We start from the raw sequence: 24,211 nt of genomic DNA, 5'->3' as shown, positions 1-24,211 counted from the left end.
TTACAATGAAAGTAGTTGGCTTTTATTGATTACAACCATAATTTCTTCTGTTGTGGCATTCGCTACAACAAATATTGATGACATTTTTATACTACTTGTTTTATTTTCACAAGTAAGAACAGAAGGAATTAGGAAAGAAGGAAGAGCTGTCCGCGAAAAAGCTACGAGAAAAAAACTTTATATTGTTATTGGACAATATTTAGGATTTAGTATGATTATTTTTCTAAGTATCATTGGGTCTTTAAGCTCTTTTTTCATTCCTGTTTCGTGGATTGGATTATTAGGATTCGTGCCAATTTATATGGGGGTTAAAGGACTATTGTCACTTCGTTCTTATAAAAGTAATGAAGTTATCGATAACGTTACTGTTTCATTATTTAAAGTAGCTTCAATTACATTAGCTAATGGAGCTGACAATATTTCGATTTATATACCAATGTTTGCTAGTCAAACTCTTGAAACAAATATCGTTACATTAGTTATCTTTTTTTCCATGATAGCGATATGGTGTTTTATTAGCTACAAATTGATAAAAGCTCCTATACTAGCTAAAGTACTTGAGGAAAACTGTCATATTATTGTTCCAATTGTTCTAATTGGTTTAGGAATGTTCATTCTTTTTCGTAGTGGTACAATTGGACTATTCTCCTAAGGTGTTGAAATAACGGAAGTTTTCATAAAAAAGAATTGAACAATTTTAATATTTTTTGAGCAATTATATTCATTGAGATTAATTAGATTCTACACAACGTATATAAGTCTTATTACAGATGAAATGTAGTAGGGCTTTTTTTATTTTAGTGAAATGAAACAATTGTATTAGTGATCTACGACTATTATTTAGACAGGACATTAGCATTATGAAGTTGAATAGCTATCGTAAAAGGAGCGTGATAATTAAAATGAAAATAGTAAAACAATGGGTCCAAGAAGATAGTGATTACATAAGAGAAAAAGTAATTGAATATAACCAAAAACATATTTCAGATGAAGAGAAAAAGCCTTCAGAAAAAATTAGTTTTATAGTGAGAAATGAAAAGGGAAAAATTGTAGGTGGAATAACTGCAATTACATTTTGGCACCACGTACATGTTGATTTCCTGTGGGTTTCTGAAGAATATAGACACGAAGGTTATGGAACCAAGTTAATAAAACTTATTGAAGAATTTGCAATTGAAAAAGGGTGTAGGTTAATTAATTTAGATACTTTTAGTTTTCAGGCGCCTGATTTTTATAAGAAGCATGGATATAAAGTAATCGGAGTAAGTCAAGATCATCCGAAAGGACATAATCATTATTATTTAGAAAAACGGCTAAAAAGTATATAGAATTTGTTAACATTAGTATTTGGAATACACATGCAATAAGGGCGAGGTTATTATTAATTTCAGTATTAAGTGAATCAATTTTTATTCTAAAACTGCAAGAACGTACTTTGGATAATCTTCCTAAGGTACGTTCTTTTTTTATATCAGTAGCCTATTCTTATTAACTCCACCAATAGTGGTAAAGGCAAGACTTAACTAACTTATATATATTAAAAGGAGTTAATGGTAGAATGAATAGGAGACAGAAAATTCCTTTTATTAAAAATAGAGGAGGTACATATGAAAAAAGTTAATGTTACATACGCGATTTTGTACGATAAAACTAATGAAAAGATTTTAATGGTAAAAAACAAAGGGGAAAATGTTTCTTATTATACATTACCAGGTGGCGCAGTTAAATTAGGAGAAACATTGGAAGAAGCAGTAATTCGAGAAGTAAAAGAAGAAACAGGGTTACATATAAACATAAAAGGGATTTGTTCTATCAGCGAAGCCTTTTTCGAGGAAAGAGATCATCATGCAATTTTCTTTAATTTTCTAGGTGAAATAATTGGCGGAGAGACATATATATCAAGGCCAAAAGAAATTGAAGAGATTACTTGGATGGAATTACATATAGCAGCTCCATATTTACGCATACCAGAACATTTACTAGATTTATTACAAAAGAAAGAAACAGTACCTTATTTTTTTAACGGAACAATCGTTCATCAATCTTCATAAAAATATTATCTCATGTAAGGCGGGGAAAACATGGAGTTTATCGTTAATCACAAACAATTCACTCAAGCACTTTCAGAAGTCAACAAAGCAATATCAACAAAATCTTTAATTCCTATATTATCTGGTATAAAAATAACTGCAGATCAATCTGGAATTACTTTAATTGCAAGTAACTCGAATATTTTTATTGAAAAATTCATTCCTGTTTTAATTGAAGACGAAAAGATTGCAACTATTTTAAAGGCAGGAACTATTGTTGTACCTGCAAAGTATTTTATTGAAATAATAAAGAAAATGCCAAGTGATATAGCAATAAAAAGTAAGAATGAGCAAATTATTAAGATACAATCAGAAGAAATCACATTAAGTTTAAATGGATTTCCTGCAGATGAGTTTCCGAATGTACCGCTTATAGACAATCATGCAGAAATCAAAGTAGAAACAGAGCAATTGATTGAAGTATTTAAACAAACAGTCTTTGCGGTAGCAAAAAATGAATCTAGACCTGTTCTTACTGGGGTGCATATAGAGTTATCTAATAATAAGTTTATTTGTGCTGCAACTGACTCACATAGACTAGCGATACGTGAAACGCGACTTTCCTCAGATGTAAAAGCAAATTGTATTGTACCAAGCGCAACCATTAATGAACTTCTAAAATTAATGAACAGCAATTCGAAATTCGTATATATCTACCTTTCAGAGAGTCATATTATATTTACGCTCGGAACAACTACATTATATTCAAGACTAATTGAAGGGAAATATCCTAATATTTCTAACCTTATTCCAAATGATTTTAAAACGATTATTAACTTAGATAGAAAAAAGATATTACAAGGTGTAGACCGATCAAGTTTATTAGCAAGTGAATGGGCCAATAACAATGTTAACTTAGAAATCATAAACGAATCCACAATTAAAATTTCTTCAAACGCTTCTCAAATTGGGAAAATATCCGAAACGCAACAAATAGATGCGATTCAAGGTGAAAAACAATTAAATATATCTTTCGATGGGCGTTTTATGGTTGATGCTTTACGAGCAATAAAAGAAGAAACGATTACTTTAAGCTTTGGCGGTTCTATGAGATCGATATTGATTGAAGCAGGAGAACGATCTGCAGCAGTACATCTTATATCACCAGTAAGAGCTTATTAGGGATAGAGGAAGGAATTACATTATGTACAAGCAGACTTTTGTTTTATGAAATCATAAATCAATACATTATAAGAATGATGTATTAGTAAAGCAAACAGTTTACTAAATCCTACATAATATAATTCAATCATAGACAAAGCAGCAATGGTAATCTGAAATACAAAGCAAAATAATAATAACCTCAATATAAAAGCCATAGATTAATCGATATGGGGTGAGTATGATGAAGAAAATAATTGTTTTACTCATTGGTATAGTTTTAATTACTTTTGCTTTTTATCAATACAATAAAAAAGACTATGCAGCTAAAAGTACTAACTTGTATGTAGAAAACTTTAAAGGGGAAAATGATTCAATAAAAATACAATCTGCTATTAATAAAGCAGAATCTAGTAAAATTAAAACGGTATTACTTGATGATAAGAAGTATAAAATTACGTCACCAATCATTGTTAAAAAAGGTGTGAAATTATTATTTGGTTATGGATCCCAATTTGTAGTTGAGGGAAACTTTAGAGTTCTAGAACTGGAGAACAACGCATCCATTGAAGGAGCGTATATAGCTATTGACGATCCTAAATTTAACTCTGAAGTTATTTATTTAGACGGTAAAAATAAATATTATAACACTTGGAACAAAACACAAATAAAAGATATAAATATTATCAATTGGACGGAAACGAATAAAGGTACCGGAATTTCTTTATACTCTGCTGGAAAAGAAAATGAAATTTCGTTTGTTAACTTCGAAAACATTAAAATTGTAGGAATGGAAACCGGACTAAAATTAGTAGCAAAAAAACCGAGCACCGGACAAGCTTGGATAAATGCCAATCGTTTTATGAACTTTTCTTTAGAAGACTGTGTGAATATGATTTATATGGATAGTCAAGTAACTACGCCAAATGAAATTAGTGGGAATCAATTTATAAATCTTCAAATACAGCCTTCAAATAAAACAAAAAGCATTATAAAAGTAAGTGGTCAGTATAATGAATTTCATGGGATGGTGTGGGATTTAAATAAAATAAAACATGAAAACGAACTCATTGAACTAACTGATAAAAGTATGAATACAGTGATTGAAATGTCCAGTGTACCAGCAAATAGAGTTTTAGATAGTGGGAAATCCAATATTGTGAAATAAGTTTAAATACAGAAAAAAGAGCGAATTCTTTATAAGAGGATTCGCTCTTTTTATATTTTAAAATTAAATTTCCTTCCACCAAGCGGATGAAGGATAATTTGTAGATTTTAACGTAATAGATTTACCAATTTGAGGCGTTGTAATTTTAACTCCTAAACGGTTAGCTTCTTTCGTAATACGTTCTATCGGGTCACTCCATTCGTGTAATGCTAACGTAAAGGCACCCCAATGAATCGGAAGAAGTAATTCTCCTTTAACATCAATATGAGCTTGTACCGTTTCTTCAGGCAACATATGAATAGCAGACCACCTCGGATCATATTGCCCGCATTCCATTAATGTAAGATCGAATGGACCGTATTTATCACCAATTTCCTTAAAGTGAGGGGCATAACCGCTATCACCACTAAAGAAAATTTTAGTCTCTTGACCAAGAATAAGCCATGAACACCATAATGAACGATCTCTATCTGTCATACCACGTCCCGAGAAATGCCTTGCAGGCGCACATACTAACTTAATATTATCAAACGTAATTTCGTCCCACCAATTATGTTCACTAATTTTACTAGGCGAAACACCCCATTTAATAAGATATTGTGCAACTCCAGTTGGAACATAAAAGTGCTTTGCGCGATCTTTTAACTGCATAATACTTTTGTAATTCAAATGATCATAGTGATTATGAGAAATGATAATCGCATCAATTTCTTGAAGGTCATCACGTTCTAAAGAAAAAGTACCACTATAGCGTTTACTATTAAACAAAGGAAATGGGGAAGAGGCATCTCCAAACATAGGGTCTAATAATAGTTTTTTACCTTCTATTTTCAAAAGAGAAGCAGAATGGCCAAACCATGTAACGCTCTCTAACGATTCATTATCTTTATTTGATAAAACGATAGGCAAATCCTTTATAGGACGCAGCTTTGATTTTATTTTAAAGTAATCCGTCATTAAACTTATAATATCTTTCGGTTTAAAACTCATATCAGTATGAATTTGATTTGTATATTTCTTATTCATTCGTTCTCCTTTTTACGATTAACAATTTATGTATGTTGTTATTGTAGCTATTTGTAGTTTAAACTATATTATTTTACCTTTCATCTAAATTGCCTTGTATTTCATAAATTCGTCAAATTCATTATTTGTATCTATAAAGTACAAATTGCACAGTGGCAGCTAAAACAAATATTAAGTACATGTAAATTGTTTTTATTTAGTAAATTCCTTCTTATACGCAACAAAGAACATACGTTTCGTTGTATGTTATAGAAGAAAATATGTCTCTAATAAAAGAAAGGAAGGAGAGGATGTAAGTGCACATAGAGCGAAAAAAGAAATCAAAATGTAAACTATCAAAATCTGAAATCATGCATTCTTGCAAAAGAAATTTATCAATCCAGAAACGATGCCACCAACTTCTGGATATTCACATGTAGTGGAAGTTAGTAACGCTAAACGAACAATTTACATATCTGGACAAGTAGCGATTAACACTGATGGTCAAATAGTTGGCATTGGTGATTTAGCTACACAAACGCGACAAGTTTTCGAAAATATTAAAAGTGCATTAGAAACTTCGGAATTAAGATTTAATGATGTAGTAAAATTAACATTTTTCCTAACAGATATTTCTCAAATGGCCACTGTTAGAGATATACGAGATCAATACATTGATACTAAAAATCCACCAGCAAGTTCAGCTGTAGAAGTTAGAAAGTTAATTAACGATAACTTTTTAATTGAAATCGAAGCAATTGCTGTAGCAAACTAATTTTAAAAACTTATTATGAATCATATCAATGCAATTCGTTTAATGTGTTCAGTTAAAACGAATTGCATTTTTTATTGTCTTAAATATAATTTATATCTGGAGACATTTTCATCAACAACTTATAAAACAAATAACTAAACAATCCATCACACAGAATGATTAAAAAGAACGAGGGGAGGCTAATCACAAAAAACTAACTTACCTATAATAAGTTTGTTATTTAAAGTTAGTTAACATAATATATATTATAGGCAGTTATAGAAACAAAGCAATACCAGGTATCAAAAGCCAAGTAAACTATACTTAATGAGACGAAACGGAGATTTTTGGTGAGATTTACATTAAATCTTATCTAAACAAATTTCTTCAGTTTTTATCGTTTTTATTTGTTATAAATTCATCACAGCAAATCTTAATCAATAATCGCTTAAGATTTAACGAATTAAAAACATTTTTGATTGGCAAGAAATTTTTATACAGAAAAATTATTTCTATACAAAATATAAATTAGTAATTTTATTTTATGTTTTACTTAATGAATTAATTGCTATTTGCACATGTTTTACAACTTTACATTATTTGTTGTTATTTCTGTCATTTAGACTTGACTTTCATTACACTCATTGTTTTTTATTCTAGTTAACATAACGCTTATTTTTAACATAAAAAAATCCTCCTCACCTTCAGGAAGATTTTTTGTTTGCTATTATTTTATTTATATCTTCTAGTAACAATCCCAATTGTAAATGACATTGGAAAAATCTGGATTTAACAAATCTTCCTTACGTATAAAGAAATTAGCAACCCCAGAATCACCCCACATAATATTTAATGAATCGTCTGTATCGATTTGCATCAATAATATGTCATGTTGCTGGTATTTTTCTTCCCATTCCCTTGGATCTGTCTGTGTGAAAAATGGATAACCACCAATTTTATGTCCTTGATCCTTACATAAATCATCATACAGTTCGCCTAATTCTGTATTATTTTCTTCATCAACAATTTCTTCCCAATCAATGTTATCATTAAAAATCATTTCAAATCGATAATCTCTTGGTGTTACTGGTTGATATGCCAACTCAAACTTTAGTTTTGCTGCTTTGGGTATGATAAAATTCTCTAAATCTAAAGTGTTTAAATAACTAAAATCAGTAATCACCTTAGTTAAATCCGCTGTGATTGTAGAATGATAAACAATTCGAAAGTCTTTTTGGACTGTGGGATGATCAAAATCTGCTCCAAAAAGATCTTCTTCAGCACTTATGAAAAACTGTAACATTCCATGTTGAGGCATATGTTCAATGTTTGGTATTTCTTCAAGGTTTAACTGCGCAAGTAGCATCATAGGTTGTCCGTTTGAGTCTTTAGGATGCTCTTGATCTATAGGTAAATACGGATATCCACCAAACTTACTTTCAAAAAGCGTTGTCTCTGCTAATGTTCCAGACACTTTAACATACGGTTTCACACTTTCTTCTAAAATACTACGATACTGTTCTAGTTCTTTCGGAATTTGAAGTTGATACGTATTCTTCACTATATTTGCCTCCTTTTAGTAATGAATTGAAAATGCCTAACTTAATTATATAGTAAGCGATAGCTTAATTGAAAATCGTTAAAAATCCATTTTCACCCTCATTTTTTGCGCGCTTGGTGGACAAAGTAGATTATGTTCTAATACCTTTTTATTAGTAGTTCGAATTAAATCCGCTGCTTCTGCAGTATTTGTATTTTCTTTTAGCTTTTCTTTTAAATCATCAATTTCTTTTGAAAGCTCAATCCACCCGGGTAAAACGTGATTATTTGCTAAAGTTCTATAAAGTTGCTTTTCAGGATTGTACGAAAGATCTTTATCAAGATTAAGAGGTTTCCCTTTACCAGGTAAATGATCAAAAGCTCCTTTCTGTTCTGCTTGTTTAACGATAGAACTAATATGATCCTCATACGTATAAGACCAAACTTTCTCATCTTTTACTAAAATCTCTTGTTTTTTAGTTTTTTATCTAGTTCTTCTTGATTCATAGATTCTCTCTCCTTTTTATTTTCTAATGTCGTTTTTGTAAATTCTAATGCCCTTAATCCATCGAATAGCTTTTCTCGCCACCATACGCTATCATGTCCACCTTGAAACTCTTCGTAAGTGGTTTGGTATTTCTTTGCTTCTAAAGCTTTATATAGCCGTCTATTAGCCGTTAAAAGAGGTTCGTTTTCGAGTTCGCCTACTGCTATGTAAGAATGTAGATGAGTCGCATTAGAATTTATTGATGAAATTTGATTTTCAATCCAAGGAATTGTATTTTCATAATTATCCTTTTTCCAATGTACGGATCCAGACATTGACAACACATTTCCGAAAATATGTGGATTTTGAAGTGCTGCATAAAAAGCTGCTAAGCCACCAAGACTGAAACCAGCAATTGTTGTATGATTCTTTTCTTGATAAACGTGATACTTAGCTTGAATCCACGGAAGTAATTCCTTCGTTAAAAATGCATTCATTTTATCGTTATAAGTTAGCTCTTCTAATCGATCGACAGGATCTATAGCAACAGCAATGCAAGATGGGATTTCTTTTTCGTAAATTAAATAATTAAGTGTTTTTTCAATTGAAAGGCTCTGAATGAATGAATTCCCATCAAATACAATGAGAAGTTCTTGAAGATGTGGAGTGTGAGAATAATCATGAGGCGTATAAATATGAATTTTACGTGTGTTATTTAAAATCGAACTATGAAAAGAATATGTTTCAATTCTCCCAGATGGATAATGATTTGAAGGGAAACGACTGCTATACTGCATGTCCATACTTATTTTTAACACAGACGCTTTATTGGTACCTTCTCCAAATGTATTTTTATTAAATGGGTCTAATCGATACTGTTCACTACGCTTTATCCAATTATTTTCGAAAAAATCATTCACTGTAAAATAATAAGTTGAAATAAAACTCTTATTTGTTCTAAACGTAACATACCAAATATCTGTCTGTAACAATCGTTGTAATTGATTTACAGACAAATCCCAACCAGGAAAACTACCGAATACATAAACGTTTTCAGTGTTTTGATCCCCTAACCATATATACGTTATAAGCTTATACTGATTATCTGCAGGGCATTGTTCTATTAGTGGCGTGTGATTTGACTTTATTTCATGCAAAAAAGTATAAAGAGCTTTTTCGTTTCCATTCTTTAATTGATTTTTAAGCTTCTCTAACTTAGGACTGATTATTGTAGTCACCTCTCTTCCTCCTTTGTAGTATTCTATATGTAGTTTTTTTCATTAGAATCCCTATATAAAAGTAGTCGTAAGTTATTTGTTTAGCGAAGTTATTTATTAGAAAAATAATCAATTGCCTGAATAGAAAGTTCTAATGATTTTATTCTTCTTTCTAAAAGCGTTCTTTGAGGACTCCCAAGCTTTGACTTAACGTAAATCTTTTCAATTGATGGAAGCAAACCAATTAGAACATTACGAGCTTCTGCTAAATCTTCCTGAGTATAATGATGAGTTTCTTGCTTCCAAACACTTTCTAACATAGCTAAGCCGATACTAGCTGCTTTGAGTCTTTTTTTCACTAAAGTAGTATTTGATCCTTTTTGAGTCATCTGTGATAAGGCATTTTCAAGTTTACTAATTGTTGAATGTAAAGATTTTATTGATTCTACTTTATCTATATTTGATACGTTTTTCATGTTAATGTTATCCCTTCTACGTTGCTAACTTGTTTTGTTTAATGTTTAATGAAATCCTTAAAAGCTTGATTTCACTCGAAATATTTTAACATAAATAACTAACTGTATTCGAGTTGGACAATAACTTAAAGTAAAACAGCTATTCCTCTCTCCTCCCCTGTATCATTCTATTATCTTTACTTCTTTCTTCTCATTAGAATTCCTATATAAACTAGTTGTTAATATTGAATGTTTTATGAACAAAAAAACGTACAAGTAATGTAACCTGTACGTTTTCGCTTTTATTCAATAAGGTAATAAAGTAATAGCTTCCTGGTCTTCTCATAACTTATGAAATCTCTATACAAAATGGGATAATTCACAATTTCTGTTTCTAGAAAACGATATTGCGGAAACCACTCAAAAAACGATTTTCTTAACCACTTTATTTGTTGAAACGTAATGTTCTGTTCGTTTCCATTTAGTATAGAATTTAAAGTAGCTGCTGTATGCATCCAATAATGATTAAAATCAGCGTTTATACAGTCATCTTCGGTAAATTTACTTTTTAAGTCTCGCTGCAATTTTGCTGTAGCACGATAAGGAAACGGTTTATGAAGTGGACTATGCATTTTCTGCAATTCCTTAAAAATAATTCGTTTTCCTAACTTCAACTTTCTCCTCCTTTATTTCTCTATCCAATTTAATAAGTTTTCATAATGATATTGAGCATCGATATACCCAAGATTATATAGATTAACAAGCTTTTCCTTATTTCTTTCTATTCCGCTTATAGGAAGCTGTACACTTGGCTGAATTACATAAAAATTATCTTTTTGTTCTTCTTGATTCATATAAGATATCGTCTCATTATAAAAACGATAATGGTTTACTAAATTCTCTGCGATTTTCGGATATTTTCTATATAAAATTTTAGCCAGGCCTGAAAATTTATTTCGCTGCTTCTCATATCCTTCTGGCTTTGTCATAATTACAACGTTCTTTTCATAACCATCCTTTTGGGCTTTCAAAACAGGTATAGGGTCTATAATCCCTCCATCTAATAATTTTCGATTATTATATTCTACAGCAGGTGCTATAAACGGTACAGAGCTTGAGGCGCGAATGATTTTTAAAATATCATTTCCGTGTTCTGCTTTATTATAATAAATGGCTTGTCCTGATTCGCAATCAGTCGTCCCTATGACAAACTGTTCATTACATTTTAAGAAAGTTTGAAAATCAAATGGTACAATTTTATTAGGTACTTCATCAAATAAAAAATCCATTCCGAATAATTCACGTTTTCGAATTAAGTTTCGATAAGATACATACCTGTAATCTGATACTAGCTCTGTATTTACTTTCTTATTTCTACCTTTTTGACGTGACAAATAGGTTGCTCCCATACAGGCTCCAGCTGATACGCCGACTACATACGGAAAGAATAAGTTCTTTTCCATGAAATATTCGAGTACACCTGCAGTATATAAACCTTTCATTCCTCCGCCCTCTAATACTAAACCAATATTCTTCATGCTATATCCCTCTGCTTCTTTTTTCTTAATTTCATATTAGCATAAGATTTTAAGATGAGGTTATATAAACTAATTACAACAATAACCAGAAACTACTAAAGTAATGTCATAATATCTTTGTGAGTAACATGTTACAATATAAGTAATTCATTCCACATATATTAAAGGAGGAATTTAATATGGGTTTATTTAGCGGTATTTTAGGAAATGCATCAAATACGAGTTCTGAAAGTGTAGAACGTGATTTAGAGAAGATTATGCTAGACGATGAAAAAGTAGAGCATGCTTATAAATTAATTCGTGATCTAATCGTATTTACAAATCGTCGTCTTATTTTAGTAGATAAACAAGGAGTAACTGGCAAAAAAACAGAATACCATTCTATTCCTTATAAAAGTATTACACAATATAGCATCGAAACGGCTGGGCATTTTGATTTAGATGCAGAACTTAAAATTTGGGTGTCTAGTATGGAGGATCCAATTACGAAAGAATTTAAAGGTGACGATAGTATTTTAAGCATTCAAAAAGCGTTAGTAACCTTTACGACTAAGTAGTGGTTTTTGTATTTTTATTCATTTTTAAAATTACTAACCCGAGTATTTTGGAAGAACATACATTATTTTTGTATATTTAATCTAAAATAACATAAAAAGGTAAAGCGTATTTTATATGCTTTACCTTTCTTTTTTGTAATAAATAAGTGTAGTTCATCATTTAATTTCTTTATAACTTCTGTTCTTTTATAACCCATCTTTTCGTATAAAAAGCAATTTTTCTCTTCTTCTAAAATAGTAGCAAGTTCCCAGCTCGTTGCTTCAGGAAACATTTCCTCAATTAATGTAAGTACCTTTTGGGCAATTCCTTTTCCTTGATAACTCGGGTGAATAAACATTGGACTCAAAATTTAGAGGGTGTTTCTTTTGGTGAAATGCATATCGCTCCAACAAGATTCATTGCCACTATTATTTTATAGAAGCCACCGTCTACATGATTTATTCTACAAATAGTTTTTTCGATAGTTTCATTTGCTGGATTTGTTTCATAGTCTTTATATTTATGTAATAAAGGGCTAAATGAGTCTATTTGCATTTGAAATATAACTTCTGCATCAGTTTCTGTCGCCTTCTCTAATATAATATCCATGTTACCAATTCAGCCGCTTTCTTAAAGAAGTAATATGAGCGGTATGATGACGACCATGCCATGCGTATAGTCCTATTGCAACAGCAAGTTTTGTTTCACCAGTTTCAGGATGGTTAAATGTCTTTTCTAAATCTTCAATTTCTAGAGAATATAAAAGGTTAACCCATCTTTTATGTAATGAATCTAGCATTACTAGTGAAACATCTACCGGTAATTTTGAATCGGGTAACTCTGCCCACTTCTCTTCTTTATACGGCTTAATAGTGGGATTCTTTTCTGTCAGTGCTAATTTAAAGCGTATGTAGCTATTCATATGACTATCAACGACGTGATGAACTACTTGACGTACAGTCCAACCTCCAACGCGATATGGTGTATCTAACTGCTTCTGATCTAAATCTTTAATTGCCTTTGTTAGTTCATTTGGTAAATCTTCAATTTCTTGAATCCATGTATCAATCATTTCTTCAGTTATAGGACGTTTGTATGTAAATTGGCCAATTGGATAACGTAAATCATTCATGAATAAGTCCTCCTTATTATAAGCGTGAAGTATTTCTCCAAATATAGTGTACAAACTTCACATGTTCTCCATTTAATTCTACAGAAGTTGTATCTGATTCGTTTTGATAAGAAGAAAATCCGCTTTTTTCTAGTACAATTTGTGATGCGAGATTATTAGTCGTTGTTTTAGCATGAACTTCAGTAATTTCATTATTTTTCGCTACATCTAAAATTAATTTTACGGCTGCTGTTGCAACTCCTTTTTTAGTAAATTTTTCTCCGACCCGATACCCGAGCGAACTAATTCGAGTTTCCATATCTATATCTACTAAATTAATTCGCCCTACAATTTCTTTTTCTTCATTACGAATTAAATAAAAATAAGAATCTCCATCTGCTTGTTCTATTAATAAATCGTCTAGTAGTTTTTGGAAATATTCAAATTCAAAATATTTTGAGCCACGATTTGGTACCATTGTTTCAAAAAAAGATTTATTCGTAAGTTCAAACGTAAATAAATCCTTAGCATCTTGTTTCTTTAGTTGCTCTATGTATATTTCCATCCCGTATTCTCCTTCTAGATTTACTAACTGTTATACATTCTTTTTTAATCAATTATATTCCTGCTATTACTTTCGATTAAGTAATACAGATAGTAGCACTTTCGGATGAAAAAGATGAAATGGACTACGAATTAAATTCATAACTCGTACTAACCGAATATAAACATCAGAATTACTTGCGGATAGTCGATATATTTGTTTCGTATACCATAGCTGAAATTTTTGTTTTGTAGTTAATTCTCTCTTTAGTTGCGGATGACGTGATATTTCCGTTGTTGTCATATCCCATGGGGTTTCTATTATAGTAGCTGCCTTTTTATAAAATTGTTGTGTAAATGTTTTATCAAGTTGTTTTCTACCTTGCAGAAGTAATTGCAACTGGTGAGCCTCCATAGCAGCAACTGATACGCCTTGGCCGAAAACGGGATCAAAACGACATTGCGCATCTCCAACAACTAATAAGCCTTCTGGTACATTATTCACTAAATCAAATCGCCGGCGTACTTGATAGGGAATTTTGTATGTCTTTATATCAGTAATTCCCTCAGCCTTGTTTAGGAAGTCTGTAACATTAGAAATTGATAGGTTTTCAGCAAAATCATAAAACTCATCATCTGTTTGTGGTGCTTTCTCGTTTGCGTATCCACTGAAAGTAACAAAATAACGATTATCTTCTATCGTTTGAATAAGAACGCCATAAGGGTTATCAGGGAAACTCGGAGACATTAACATATTACAACAGTCTAATTTCTCATTTTCTTTAAGTTTGAACATTTTCGTTGCGTAAAATAAATCAATACGAACTTTCTCTTCTTGTACTTCAATTTCGTATTCTCGTAACCACTCTATACTTTTTGAGCCAAATCCACTCGCATCAACTACAAGGTCTGCATGAACTTCTTCTTGTATGTCTGTCTCTAAATATTTAACTTTTACTCCACACACTTTGTTAAGCTTTTCATCTACCAATAACCCTTTAACCAATGTTTCATATTTAATAGTAATATTTGAAATTTGATGTATTCGTTTTTGAATATGCCATTCTAGCAAAGGACGACTTTGTTGAATCATATGTACTTCCCCTATGAATGGCTGTTTCCATAAACCAAATTGATGCCATTTTAAATCACGAGTAAAGTTATTTACGATACTACCTGCTTCTATTAATTCATTCGTAATATTAGGAAACAATTCTTCAATTGCGTTTTCTCCACCTTTTAATAACACGTGAGGATGATTACTTTGTGGAACTCTTTTTCTCGAAGACTTTCCATCCCACCTTTCACCAGCTTCTATAATGATTACTTCTTTAAAAGAAGTTGATAATGCTTTTGCTGCAAACTTTCCTGCCATACTTCCACCAATAACGATAGCCTTATTAAACATATTTTCCCCCTTAATAAAAAGAGATCCTGCCTTGTATGAATGAAACAGGATCTTAAACTAATTAACTTCTTTATCATTATACTTAAAATACATCAGTAAATTGCAACATTAAAATTAAAATACCTAATCCCCATACGTAATACGCGAATACTTTTAAAGAGTGACGTTTTAAATATTGAATCATCCATGAAACGGCTATGTATCCAAAAAATGCTGCTGATAACGTTCCGACAATTAAAGATGTACTAGAAATAGATTCTGCTTTCCCTTGAAAAACGTCTACAAATTGCAAAATGATAGCTCCAACAATGGCTGGTGTCGAAAGTAAAAAAGAAAAGTAAGCAGCTGTTTCACGATCTAATTTTCTCCATAATGCAGCGACAATTGTCATTCCAGAACGAGAAATGGCTGGAAAAATAGCAGCAGCTTGAAATGAACCGATAATTAATGCGTCTTTATATGTTATGTCATCCATTTTTTTACGACCATTCTTTTGTTTATCTGCCATGTAGAGAAAGAATCCGGTCACTAAAAACTCCCAACCGATCGTGATTCCTGTTTTTGAAATATCTTCAAAGAAGTCTTTAAACAATAAACCAATTACAACTGCAGGTATCGTCCCAACGATAAGTAATAACATGAGCTTTGAAAATGGGTTTTTAATTAAATATATAAATTCTTTTTTGTAATAAATAAAAACCGCAAGTAAAGTCCCAATATGCAGCATCGTATCTAAAAATAAGCCAGCCTCACCTAATCGGAACAAATGCCTTCCTAAATAAAGATGTCCGGTACTACTGATTGGTAAAAATTCTGTTAAACCTTGAATTATACCTAGTATGAAAGCTTCTAACCAATTCATGATGGTCTCCTTTCTCTTTTGCTTGTACCAATATATGAGGGTTAAATTTTCGATATGAAAAAAACTATATTTCTCTATGAATTTACTTTTCATTTATGGATATATATGTAAAGAGGGTTAAGGAGGGTTATTATGTGGAAGCACACAAAATTCGGTAATGTATTACTTTGGGTGGGCCCTATCCTTGTATTTTTAGGACTATGTATGACAAAGGTTATTTCAGATATTCCTTTCTTTGAGGGAAAACATAAAACGGTTGGTATTGTACTTATATTTATAGGTGTAATCTGTTTTGTTGCTGCTAATCATTTGAAAAAAGGAGAAAGATATGAAGAATAAATCTAAATAAAAAACAATCCTGGCATATTAGCTAGGATTGTTTTTTATTAATGTTGATTATTTGTAGAATACTTTATCAACGTTATATTTCGCTTTGTATTCATTAATGATATATGTTTCGTAAATTTCTCTTTCTGTTGGATCTTCTACGATACATGCATCAATGCGGTATACTTCATCACGGTGATTTTTAATTGGTGAAACATTATCTTCAAAATGCTTCTTAATACGTTGTCTAATTTTACGAGCTTTACCTACGAAAAGAAGTTCGTCATTAATATTGTAAAACATAAAAATGCCGCCTTTATCTCTAGGGAACAAGTGGAAATCGATAAATCCATTAATTGGAGTAATGATTGGCTCGTCTCCTTTAATAACTTGTTTACGTTCAGTAATTGAAACATCAGCTTCAGGAATATTAATTTTAATCAAGTTCATTCACGTCCTCTTTTATTATAAAGATAAATAATAGCATACATAAGTAAGAAAAGCTATGTTCAGAGGCATATTTCATTTTATAATTCAAATATTATAGGTGTATCATGTAAACTTTTCTTCCAAATCATATGATCGCTGGATTCTCCCCAGTAATCTTTCAATACATAGCTAGGTTTTCCAAACTTTTTCGTCCATATACTTTGCGCATTTTTATATCCACTATCTAAACAATATTCTGTTATCCCTCTGCTAAGTAATGTAAGAAACATTGTATGTAGTAATAAACTCCCTATTCCCTTTCTCTGATACTCCGGAAGTATGAATACAGTTCCTATTTCATACAAATTTTTAAGTACACCACCTGTACAACTATTAATCAATGTACTTGCTGGACCGATTTCGATTGTTCCAATGATTTTATCGTTACTTGTATCAATTGCTAATAAAAAGTAACGACCTTCTCCGTTACTATCAAAATCACTTTTCAAATACTGCTTTTTTGAGTTAATTTCATTTTCTATGTCATCCAATGATTGTGACAATCCTTCATTTTTGTATGTATTCGTAATAACGATACGGAAAAATAAATATAGTTCATCTACATCATTCAAATTCGGTCTTCTAACTGCAACGTTAATCATGAATTCAATCTCCAATCCTCATTATGCCATTGTTAATACAACACTTTATATAATCTATTCATCATTATTCTGCCAAAACCTGCATAAATCCAACAGTATAGAAAGCTCATTATAGATATTGATAAAATAATTTTTATATCCATAGTTGTATGAACAGCAGGACCAAGTACCGGAAAACGGAAAACATCGAGAACGATCATAATACCAATAAGTAGACAAGTTGCTGAAAAGGAAACAATCCAAATTCTCCTCTTTAATTTTAAAAAAGATACTCCTAAGGCTAGACCTAATAAGCCTGTAGTAAAAGGAAAGACAATTAGTTCACTGGGCTCAATAATAAATAATAGAAAAATAGTAAGAATATAAGAAAGTATTCCCTCACGAATAGAATAGAAAATAGCAAAAAAAATCGGTAATGTCGAAAATGGACTAATGAGCAAACCTATACCAGGAACTAAGTTTCCTGCTGCTTGAAACATGGTGGCCAATGTACTCATCAAAGCTGTAAGTACTAACTTATTCGCAAGGGACAATTTTCTTTTATGAACAAAACTCGTATCATGTTCTATCATCAGTTGATACCAATAACGTACAAACCGATTCATCAATATCTCCCCCTAAAGATGCCTCATTCATTACTTTCTATTTTATTCATACACTAGTGGTTTATGAGCTGCTTTCTACTTGTTATGAATTACTATATAATAAAAGAAAAGGCTTTTAGGGGGATAAATTGTGCGTTTTGAAACAAAATAAATTCCTTGGATTATTAAACTACGAGTGTGTATCGTATCAGGGAATAATTTCAAAAATGGTACCTTTATTAAAATCAGTTACTTTCATAGAACCGTAAACTCCTAAATATAATTTAGTTTGATTCAAATTTGTTCCTAAACTCATATAATAAGCTGCTTGCGTACCAAAATCATAATTGGTTTCAATAGCATGAAAGTCAGCGTGTTTACCGTCTGTACCTGCTCTAGTATAGGCTAAAACACCCTTAATTGGAGACTGAGATTCTCCTTTCTTGGCAAGGTCAGTAAAAACAACGCTACCTGTTAAATTTGGAATTGCATTTCCCATATATGGCTGAACTCCTGTAAGTGAAGTTCCTCCAAACTTATCTGTTCTAGAATCTTTATGAAAATAACTAAGTAGAGGCAGAATACGCTTGACTGAAGTTTGTATTGTTTCATCATAATAAACCATTGTTCTCTCATCCAAAGTCTGATTCTCAGAACAATGTCGTATAAAAGAAGTAGGTAAATCCCCTTCCCATCCTCGCCACCCAAAATTGATAACCCCATCTTGATTGGGAGTTAACCTCATAAAATGCATTTGAACAAGTTCTGTAACCGGTATAGGTTTATATTGAATAAATGAAAAAATAGACTCTACAATATCTTGTCCGACATTTCCGGCGTATTTGATATATTGATTATAAAACCTTTGAAATGAAATGCCGGTTATATTACGTACTCCTTTTGCAATTACTGTAAGTGTTTTTTGTATAGATAAAGGAAGTTCATTAAAGCGTGTAACTACAGGAGGGTTATTTATAAATGTATTTTTACTTACATCGATTTCAATTATTTTACCTGCTATTTCTAAATCATCTTGGCTTAAATTAAATGGATCATAACCTGACCCGCCATCTCCATTTGTAAAAACAAGTTTTCCAGTCTCAGGTGAAAAGTTTAAACTATTGACTCCGTTATGATTAAAAAATGGTCTTCTTACATTCAGTAATGTTCGTCGCTTTTGAGCTTGACCATTAGATTGTAAAGTCCATTCTTCTACTGTATCAATGTGATCATATTGCGTATTTCTATTAACCCACTTTAAATTTAGCGTTTTAGGGTCACAAGGATTCGGTTTAAATTGCTCAGAAAATGCACCTGGCCCTTGAGTTCCAGCTACTGAATAATGAAGATAAAATAACCCATTTTGATAAAATTGTGGATGGAACGCAAGTCCAAGCAATCCTCGTTCATCATAACCGCTACTAGAAACACCTTCTTCAAATGTACCTAATTTAATAATTAGGTGACGAATATCTAAAAATGTCTTTATAACTCCGTCCCCTATGTAAAAAATCTCTCCTAATTGAGTTGCGATAAATAGTCTTTCGGTCGATTCACCTGGAAGTATCGTTGTTTTCAATACAGTTGGTAAATTTACGTTATGAACAATGGGTCGTAAACTAACTTTAACTTTTGGCAATTAACTGTACACCCCTTTTTCTTCTTTTTTATAGAAGAATATGATTAGAGTAGTTCTGTTAGTATCAAATAAGTTATATTCCTTTTTATTACAATTTTGTATATAATATAATTATAAATAATCTGGGGGACGAACTATGATAATCGTACTACAAATCATCTTACCACTAATTTTCGCAGTCTATTTATTTACCCTCTATCGTAAAGGGACGCATGGATCAGCTTCATTCCTTTTCGCAGTCATGATAGGAATTTTCGGTTTAGAGAATATTTTTCAGCATGCTAGTCTAACAGATCATGCTATTTATCCATATTGGGGCAGTTTGAAGGCTGTTGTTATCGTTTTCGCAGTCGTATTTCTATTTAAAAAAGGTGGTTTAACAGGAAAATATTGATTTTTAATGCGTTACATATTTTCTTGTTAAATTGCTTTTATTTTACAAAAGAAAATATGTTTATGTAAAAACAAAAAGGAAGGTGTTAATATGTCCATAAATATTATCTCGATAGTATCTATAATAATTTGGATTGTGTTGATTACAGAACTAATAAAACCTTCAAAAGAACAGAATGGACGAAAAATAGTAATGTTATTAACTGCTGGTTGCGCATCAACATTTATTTTAACAGTTTCATTTATTCAAAATATCTCGTTTTGGAATTGATAGTGATATAACTAACAAAAATATGTATAAATAAAAAGATTAGGATTCACTCCTAATCTTTTTATTTTTTAAGGTAACACCACATGCCCAGCAAGCTAAGGTCTTGGAGTAGCCCCTAAACAAAATTTGAAATTTTTCTAAAGTTATTTATGTGAATTTAACTCGTTTTCAGGAACATATGTGGTCCTTTTACAATTTGAATTTCTTTTTAAGCTTCTTATATTTTCTGTACGAACGTCTAACAATGTTTAACATAAAATACGGTACTTTAATAGGGAAAGGAAATTTATATATGAAAGGAAAATAAAAGGTGAAATATGCCTTTTCTAGGTCTCTCCACTTACTATCTTCTTTTGTTTTTAAGAAATCAGATACATCGACTACATATCCCCTTCCTTTTTCCATCATCACATTTTTCCCGTGAACATCACAAGGAGTTAACCCTTGTTCCCTCGCATACTCTAAAGCCTCATTAATATCAAGTATTACTTGCTTAGGAATTTTAATCCCCTTATGAATAGCATCGTATAAGGTAATTTCTTTTAAACGTTTCAATACTATGAAATTTTCTCCTTTATATATAAGCTTTGAATAAGAAGGATGATCTCCAATTCTTTGGTATACTTCTGACTCTTTTTCAATTCCTTCTCCTTCTCGCACGTAAACTTTCACTACCCAATCTTTGTATTCTTTGTGCATGAATACTGCGGCATAATTACCTGTTCCTAAACACTTCCAAAGTCTAGGAATATCTTTAACTACTACAGGCTCGAATTCATCCTCACTTCTGATACTTACCTCTTTTAATAATTCGTCATTTATCAATCCCACAAAACTATTTATACTCATCATTCCCACTCCGCTTTTGCTAAAAGGGGGCCCACCCACATTTTAACGAAAATATACACTAAGCGAATTTTAGCATAAAACGAGTCATCTTTCTTCTTAAAATAAAAAGCTAACTCGTTTTATTTAAACTGTTAAATACTTAATATTTATTCCGTTATTCATAGCCAAAAACCGTACGATATAAAAATATTTCTAATTATTTTCATTTTTTCAGAGTCAACTGTATAGGGCTTTTCTTAGTACAAATTCTCTTCATTCATTACCCATGCCAAATCTATAAAACATTGTTTAGAAGTGTAGCAAAGGTTTGTTAATGGTTCAATTCTTGTTCTACTACTATCTTTGTTAGCTAAAACTTTTATTGTTTTAATAGTCTTTTGTTTAATTCCCACAATGCTGTTTTGTTGCTATCCCATTTCAAAAACGTTACTGCTTCCTCAAAGCATAACCATTTATAATTGAAGTGTTCTTTAGATAATGATATGTTTTTTGTAGGGACTTTAACTCCAAAAGAAAATTCTTTTATTACATAAACCTCTTCTCCCCAAAGGAATCCTCCAACTACATCTTCTACTGATAGTGAAGACACAGAATCTAATTGTATATATGGACATTCTCTTGTAATACGAGCCTCTTCAAACGCTTCCCGTTTTGCTGATTCAATAGGAATCTCACCGTCTTCTCCGCCACCAGCTATTCCTTGCCAATAACCATAATCACTTCGGTTAAAAATGGCATATTGAATAGAATCGGCAGTTTTTATATAAGGAAATATCAATACTTGATATGGCGCTCTCATTACTTAACCTCCTCTCGAAAATAAGTTTTAAATCAATATGAATAAAGAGCCGCCATCACAATTCTACATTATTAATGCAGGTTTATAATGTCGGCCCTCTATTTTTAAATAATTTTATTTTTCATAAACAGGCTTACTCTTAACAGAGGAAAAACTACTTATTCTCTGTCGAATTTGTTTAGCATGGTTTTTCCTAAATGTTAGCAGTACCCTATATTATTCAATTGCGCCAGCAACATCATAATCATTTAAATCTAATTCAATCGTTTGTCCGAGCGCTAGTTTAGCAAGTTCCGCTCCTAGATATGGACCAGCTGTTAAACCCGAAGCTCCTAATCCATTCGCAACGAGAATTCCTTCAAAGTTAGGTAGCGGTCCGATAACAGGTAAGAATCCTGGTGTAAATGGTCTGAATCCAACTCTCGTTTCAAGCATTGTAGCATTTTCTAAGCCAGGTGCAACTGTTAATGCCTTATGAAATACTTCATGTAAACCACCTGCTGTTACACGATGATCGAAACCAGTATCATTCTCATGTGTTGCACCAATCACGACATGCCCATTGTCAAACGTTAAAATATATTGATCGTTCGGTGGCATAACAACTGGCATATTTTCTGTTGCTGTATTCTCGATTTGCAGATGAACAATTTGTCCTTTTTGGAATGTAACTAAGAAATTAATTCCTAATGGTTTCAAGATTTCATTCGCCCATGCGCCTGCAGTTACAATAACCTTTTCCGCTAAAATTGTTTCATCGTTTACTGTAACTCCCGTAATATGATTTCCTTCACGGACTAATATAGCATCGCCTTTTATGAAAGTTGCACCATGTTTTTTCGCAGCACTTATTAATGCATTGCGTAATAATCTTCCATTTACTCGTGCAGCACCACTAATATGAACAGAACTATATTCGTCTGATAATGCTGGGAATAATTTTTTTGTTTCTTCAGCTGATAAGCGAGTTATTTCACCAATCTCCGGGGCATCTTCACGTCGTTTATAAGCTCGCTCTTCCATTTGATCTAACTTTTTCTCGTCAGTATGTAAACTAATTGCACCTACACAATTATATCCTGTGTCAGTTTCACCGTCTTCTTCTAATTGCTGAATTAACGAAGAATAGTAACGTGCACCGCCTTTAACGATTTTATACCATGCTTTATTACGGCGCTGTGATAGCCATGGACATACAATACCTGCTCCTGCATCGGTTGCTTGCCCTAATTGTTGGCGATCCACGATAGTAACATTCGCACCTGCCTTAGCAAGATGATAAGCAGTAGACGCTCCTAAAATTCCTGATCCAACTACAATATACGATTTCATTTCAAACACCTTTTCTCTTTTGCTAATTATATAAATATAAGAACATTCCTTAGTATAATGGAAGGAATGCTTTTTTCAATGTACTCATCACAATTAATTGTTGCAGCATTGTGACTTCCTTAATCATTATTTTTTCTTCTTACGGAATAATTCAATTGTTTTGTAGCCTTGTGAAAGGATTTCTATCATTTTCTCTAGACGTTTTTCACGTGTTTTTTCTTGTTTCACAGAAAAAAGATTACGTGCCCAATCTTTTTGGTATCCAGGCGTTAAACTTTGATAAAACTTAAGTTCATTCGGATGATTAGCTAATAATGCTTCAACATCTTTAATTCGATCTGCATAATCGGCAACACATTGACTCATAGCAGATGTTTTTGTTGTTTTTTTCTTTTCACGTTTTAAACCAACAACAGTAAAGACTTCATCCATACTTACCATTCGTGCAAATTTAATATCGCTTTCTCCCACATAACCATCTTCTCCAACGTTTAATGCCGGAAACATCTCATCACGGTGAATAAACGTACTATAACGAGCATTACCTTTTTTCGGATATGCGAAGAATACGTAACCTTTTTCAATTAGTAATTCTTCATTACTAATAATAAAATTCGTTTGTTTCACCATTTCATCAAGCGTTTCTACAAATATAAAGATAGCATCGTGTTCTTTTGAGAATGCAGTTTCTTTACCTGTAAAAATGTCATAATCACTTGGTTCGTTAATAACGACCATATTTGTATACTTATTAAGTTTCAATTTATCAATAACTGACATAATAATCTTCCTTTACATTCAAAATTCATTGTACATACTTTTTCGTACTGTTCTAGTGTATTATATGTATTAAGAAAATCAAACTTTAAATCGTATTATTCTGCTGCAAAAGAACATAATTCTTTACTAGATGGGGTGGTTTTATGCCATATGTAATCCGAGATGAAGGGCTAGTTTTACAAGGGGATGATGGAAAAGAACCAATTTTTCATACATATGAAGAAGCTGAGGAAACATTAAAAACATTAACTATACCGCAGTTTCCGAAACATATTAGAAGAAAACCATTTACACCAAAAATAATAAAGATAGCCGCTTCTGAATAAGAACC

The 24,211-nt window shown here is 31.7% G+C and carries 28 protein-coding genes and 2 pseudogenes; 11 read left to right on the top strand and 19 right to left on the bottom strand.

Annotated features, from left to right (window positions below; genetic code table 11):
* The first annotated feature begins 25 nt into the window (after nucleotides 1-25).
* The 5 genes from ACTFRM_RS12195 (at nucleotide 26) to ACTFRM_RS12175 (ending at nucleotide 4,359) form a co-directional block, all read left to right on the top strand.
* On the top strand, nucleotides 26-652 hold the full coding sequence (locus ACTFRM_RS12195; protein WP_000633407.1) for a cadmium resistance transporter: 627 nt from the start codon (nucleotides 26-28) through the stop codon (nucleotides 650-652).
* Between the two features lie 250 nt (nucleotides 653-902).
* Nucleotides 903-1,328, top strand: coding sequence for a GNAT family N-acetyltransferase (locus ACTFRM_RS12190; RefSeq protein WP_322372874.1), 426 nt, complete (start codon nucleotides 903-905; stop codon nucleotides 1,326-1,328).
* 279 nt (nucleotides 1,329-1,607) lie between these two features.
* Nucleotides 1,608-2,051: an NUDIX hydrolase gene (locus ACTFRM_RS12185; protein WP_440043325.1), complete on the top strand. Its 444-nt coding sequence runs from the start codon at nucleotides 1,608-1,610 to the stop codon at nucleotides 2,049-2,051.
* Between the two features lie 30 nt (nucleotides 2,052-2,081).
* A complete protein-coding gene (gene dnaN / locus ACTFRM_RS12180) occupies nucleotides 2,082-3,212 on the top strand; it encodes a DNA polymerase III subunit beta (protein WP_322372876.1) in 1,131 nt (376 codons plus the stop codon).
* Between the two features lie 223 nt (nucleotides 3,213-3,435).
* Nucleotides 3,436-4,359 carry a hypothetical protein gene (locus tag ACTFRM_RS12175; protein WP_322372877.1) on the top strand — a complete coding sequence of 308 codons (924 nt, stop codon included), beginning with the start codon at nucleotides 3,436-3,438 and terminating at the stop codon, nucleotides 4,357-4,359.
* Nucleotides 4,360-4,422: 63 nt separating this feature from the next.
* On the opposite strand, the gene ACTFRM_RS12170 is transcribed toward ACTFRM_RS12175, so the two are convergent.
* A complete protein-coding gene (locus tag ACTFRM_RS12170) occupies nucleotides 4,423-5,385 on the bottom strand; it encodes an MBL fold metallo-hydrolase (protein ID WP_001037061.1) in 963 nt (320 codons plus the stop codon).
* Between the two features lie 358 nt (nucleotides 5,386-5,743).
* Between ACTFRM_RS12170 and ACTFRM_RS12165 the strand changes: the two genes are divergently transcribed.
* On the top strand, nucleotides 5,744-6,139 hold the full coding sequence (locus ACTFRM_RS12165; protein WP_001169716.1) for a RidA family protein: 396 nt from the start codon (nucleotides 5,744-5,746) through the stop codon (nucleotides 6,137-6,139).
* 724 nt (nucleotides 6,140-6,863) lie between these two features.
* Here the strand turns inward: ACTFRM_RS12165 and ACTFRM_RS12160 are convergent.
* The 5 genes and pseudogenes from ACTFRM_RS12160 to ACTFRM_RS12140 form a co-directional block, all read right to left on the bottom strand.
* The gene (locus ACTFRM_RS12160; RefSeq protein ID WP_322372878.1) at nucleotides 6,864-7,679 is read right to left on the bottom strand and encodes a YwqG family protein; all 816 of its coding nucleotides are present in this window, start codon (nucleotides 7,677-7,679) and stop codon (nucleotides 6,864-6,866) included.
* Nucleotides 7,680-7,757: 78 nt separating this feature from the next.
* Nucleotides 7,758-9,382, bottom strand: a pseudogene (locus ACTFRM_RS12155) (DnaJ family domain-containing protein).
* An 89-nt stretch (nucleotides 9,383-9,471) separates the two neighbouring features.
* Nucleotides 9,472-9,837 carry a hypothetical protein gene (locus tag ACTFRM_RS12150; protein ID WP_440043324.1) on the bottom strand — a complete coding sequence of 122 codons (366 nt, stop codon included), beginning with the start codon at nucleotides 9,835-9,837 and terminating at the stop codon, nucleotides 9,472-9,474.
* A 281-nt stretch (nucleotides 9,838-10,118) separates the two neighbouring features.
* A complete protein-coding gene (locus ACTFRM_RS12145) occupies nucleotides 10,119-10,490 on the bottom strand; it encodes a YxiJ-like family protein (RefSeq protein ID WP_000765935.1) in 372 nt (123 codons plus the stop codon).
* A gap of 12 nt (nucleotides 10,491-10,502) precedes the next feature.
* Entirely contained in the window at nucleotides 10,503-11,354 is an 852-nt protein-coding gene (locus tag ACTFRM_RS12140) for a patatin-like phospholipase family protein (protein ID WP_322372879.1), read from the bottom strand.
* Between the two features lie 179 nt (nucleotides 11,355-11,533).
* Here ACTFRM_RS12140 and ACTFRM_RS12135 point away from each other — a divergent pair, with 179 nt between their 5' ends.
* Nucleotides 11,534-11,911, top strand: coding sequence for a PH domain-containing protein (locus tag ACTFRM_RS12135; protein WP_000522472.1), 378 nt, complete (start codon nucleotides 11,534-11,536; stop codon nucleotides 11,909-11,911).
* A 120-nt stretch (nucleotides 11,912-12,031) separates the two neighbouring features.
* Here ACTFRM_RS12135 and ACTFRM_RS12130 read toward each other — a convergent pair.
* From ACTFRM_RS12130 to ACTFRM_RS12110, 5 genes and pseudogenes are all read right to left on the bottom strand, one after another.
* Nucleotides 12,032-12,500, bottom strand: a pseudogene (locus ACTFRM_RS12130) (GNAT family N-acetyltransferase).
* Between the two features lies 1 nt (nucleotide 12,501).
* Nucleotides 12,502-13,023: a YfiT family bacillithiol transferase gene (locus tag ACTFRM_RS12125; RefSeq protein ID WP_000999070.1), complete on the bottom strand. Its 522-nt coding sequence runs from the start codon at nucleotides 13,021-13,023 to the stop codon at nucleotides 12,502-12,504.
* A 16-nt stretch (nucleotides 13,024-13,039) separates the two neighbouring features.
* Nucleotides 13,040-13,567 carry a GNAT family N-acetyltransferase gene (locus tag ACTFRM_RS12120; RefSeq protein ID WP_060852088.1) on the bottom strand — a complete coding sequence of 176 codons (528 nt, stop codon included), beginning with the start codon at nucleotides 13,565-13,567 and terminating at the stop codon, nucleotides 13,040-13,042.
* Nucleotides 13,568-13,633: 66 nt separating this feature from the next.
* Nucleotides 13,634-14,953, bottom strand: coding sequence for an FAD-dependent oxidoreductase (locus tag ACTFRM_RS12115; protein ID WP_000482057.1), 1,320 nt, complete (start codon nucleotides 14,951-14,953; stop codon nucleotides 13,634-13,636).
* Between the two features lie 82 nt (nucleotides 14,954-15,035).
* On the bottom strand, nucleotides 15,036-15,815 hold the full coding sequence (locus ACTFRM_RS12110; RefSeq protein ID WP_440043323.1) for an undecaprenyl-diphosphate phosphatase: 780 nt from the start codon (nucleotides 15,813-15,815) through the stop codon (nucleotides 15,036-15,038).
* A gap of 132 nt (nucleotides 15,816-15,947) precedes the next feature.
* On the opposite strand from ACTFRM_RS12110, the gene ACTFRM_RS12105 reads away from it, so the two are divergent.
* Nucleotides 15,948-16,154 carry a hypothetical protein gene (locus tag ACTFRM_RS12105; RefSeq protein ID WP_000265473.1) on the top strand — a complete coding sequence of 69 codons (207 nt, stop codon included), beginning with the start codon at nucleotides 15,948-15,950 and terminating at the stop codon, nucleotides 16,152-16,154.
* A gap of 57 nt (nucleotides 16,155-16,211) precedes the next feature.
* Here ACTFRM_RS12105 and ACTFRM_RS12100 read toward each other — a convergent pair whose 3' ends face one another.
* From ACTFRM_RS12100 to ACTFRM_RS12085, 4 genes are all read right to left on the bottom strand, one after another.
* Nucleotides 16,212-16,592, bottom strand: coding sequence for a nucleotide excision repair endonuclease (locus ACTFRM_RS12100; RefSeq protein ID WP_001048941.1), 381 nt, complete (start codon nucleotides 16,590-16,592; stop codon nucleotides 16,212-16,214).
* Between the two features lie 77 nt (nucleotides 16,593-16,669).
* Nucleotides 16,670-17,233 carry a GNAT family N-acetyltransferase gene (locus tag ACTFRM_RS12095; protein WP_000611233.1) on the bottom strand — a complete coding sequence of 188 codons (564 nt, stop codon included), beginning with the start codon at nucleotides 17,231-17,233 and terminating at the stop codon, nucleotides 16,670-16,672.
* A gap of 32 nt (nucleotides 17,234-17,265) precedes the next feature.
* On the bottom strand, nucleotides 17,266-17,838 hold the full coding sequence (locus ACTFRM_RS12090) for a hypothetical protein (protein WP_440043322.1): 573 nt from the start codon (nucleotides 17,836-17,838) through the stop codon (nucleotides 17,266-17,268).
* Between the two features lie 187 nt (nucleotides 17,839-18,025).
* Entirely contained in the window at nucleotides 18,026-19,456 is a 1,431-nt protein-coding gene (locus ACTFRM_RS12085; RefSeq protein ID WP_322372880.1) for a PQQ-dependent sugar dehydrogenase, read from the bottom strand.
* Nucleotides 19,457-19,592: 136 nt separating this feature from the next.
* On the opposite strand from ACTFRM_RS12085, the gene ACTFRM_RS12080 reads away from it, so the two are divergent.
* Nucleotides 19,593-19,850 carry a hypothetical protein gene (locus ACTFRM_RS12080; RefSeq protein WP_322372881.1) on the top strand — a complete coding sequence of 86 codons (258 nt, stop codon included), beginning with the start codon at nucleotides 19,593-19,595 and terminating at the stop codon, nucleotides 19,848-19,850.
* Between the two features lie 90 nt (nucleotides 19,851-19,940).
* The gene (locus ACTFRM_RS12075) at nucleotides 19,941-20,120 is read left to right on the top strand and encodes a hypothetical protein (RefSeq protein WP_000026320.1); all 180 of its coding nucleotides are present in this window, start codon (nucleotides 19,941-19,943) and stop codon (nucleotides 20,118-20,120) included.
* A gap of 189 nt (nucleotides 20,121-20,309) precedes the next feature.
* Here ACTFRM_RS12075 and ACTFRM_RS12070 read toward each other — a convergent pair whose 3' ends face one another.
* The 4 genes from ACTFRM_RS12070 to ACTFRM_RS12055 form a co-directional block, all read right to left on the bottom strand.
* Nucleotides 20,310-20,969, bottom strand: a complete 660-nt coding sequence (locus ACTFRM_RS12070; RefSeq protein ID WP_322372882.1) for a serine/threonine protein kinase — start codon at nucleotides 20,967-20,969, stop codon at nucleotides 20,310-20,312.
* Nucleotides 20,970-21,327: 358 nt separating this feature from the next.
* Nucleotides 21,328-21,768 carry an NUDIX hydrolase gene (locus tag ACTFRM_RS12065; protein ID WP_001202590.1) on the bottom strand — a complete coding sequence of 147 codons (441 nt, stop codon included), beginning with the start codon at nucleotides 21,766-21,768 and terminating at the stop codon, nucleotides 21,328-21,330.
* A gap of 216 nt (nucleotides 21,769-21,984) precedes the next feature.
* Nucleotides 21,985-23,100, bottom strand: coding sequence for an NAD(P)/FAD-dependent oxidoreductase (locus tag ACTFRM_RS12060; RefSeq protein WP_322372883.1), 1,116 nt, complete (start codon nucleotides 23,098-23,100; stop codon nucleotides 21,985-21,987).
* A gap of 126 nt (nucleotides 23,101-23,226) precedes the next feature.
* Nucleotides 23,227-23,880, bottom strand: coding sequence for a YdeI/OmpD-associated family protein (locus tag ACTFRM_RS12055; RefSeq protein ID WP_000110844.1), 654 nt, complete (start codon nucleotides 23,878-23,880; stop codon nucleotides 23,227-23,229).
* 143 nt (nucleotides 23,881-24,023) lie between these two features.
* On the opposite strand from ACTFRM_RS12055, the gene ACTFRM_RS12050 reads away from it, so the two are divergent.
* Nucleotides 24,024-24,206: a hypothetical protein gene (locus tag ACTFRM_RS12050; protein WP_001147158.1), complete on the top strand. Its 183-nt coding sequence runs from the start codon at nucleotides 24,024-24,026 to the stop codon at nucleotides 24,204-24,206.
* Nucleotides 24,207-24,211: the final 5 nt, after the last annotated feature.

It is taken from the genome of Bacillus cereus group sp. MYBK227-1, from assembly GCF_051916325.1.
Classification (GTDB): domain Bacteria; phylum Bacillota; class Bacilli; order Bacillales; family Bacillaceae_G; genus Bacillus_A; species Bacillus_A cereus.
Note: the sequence above shows the minus strand (reverse complement) of the source record. Positions and strands in the feature narration are given on the sequence as shown.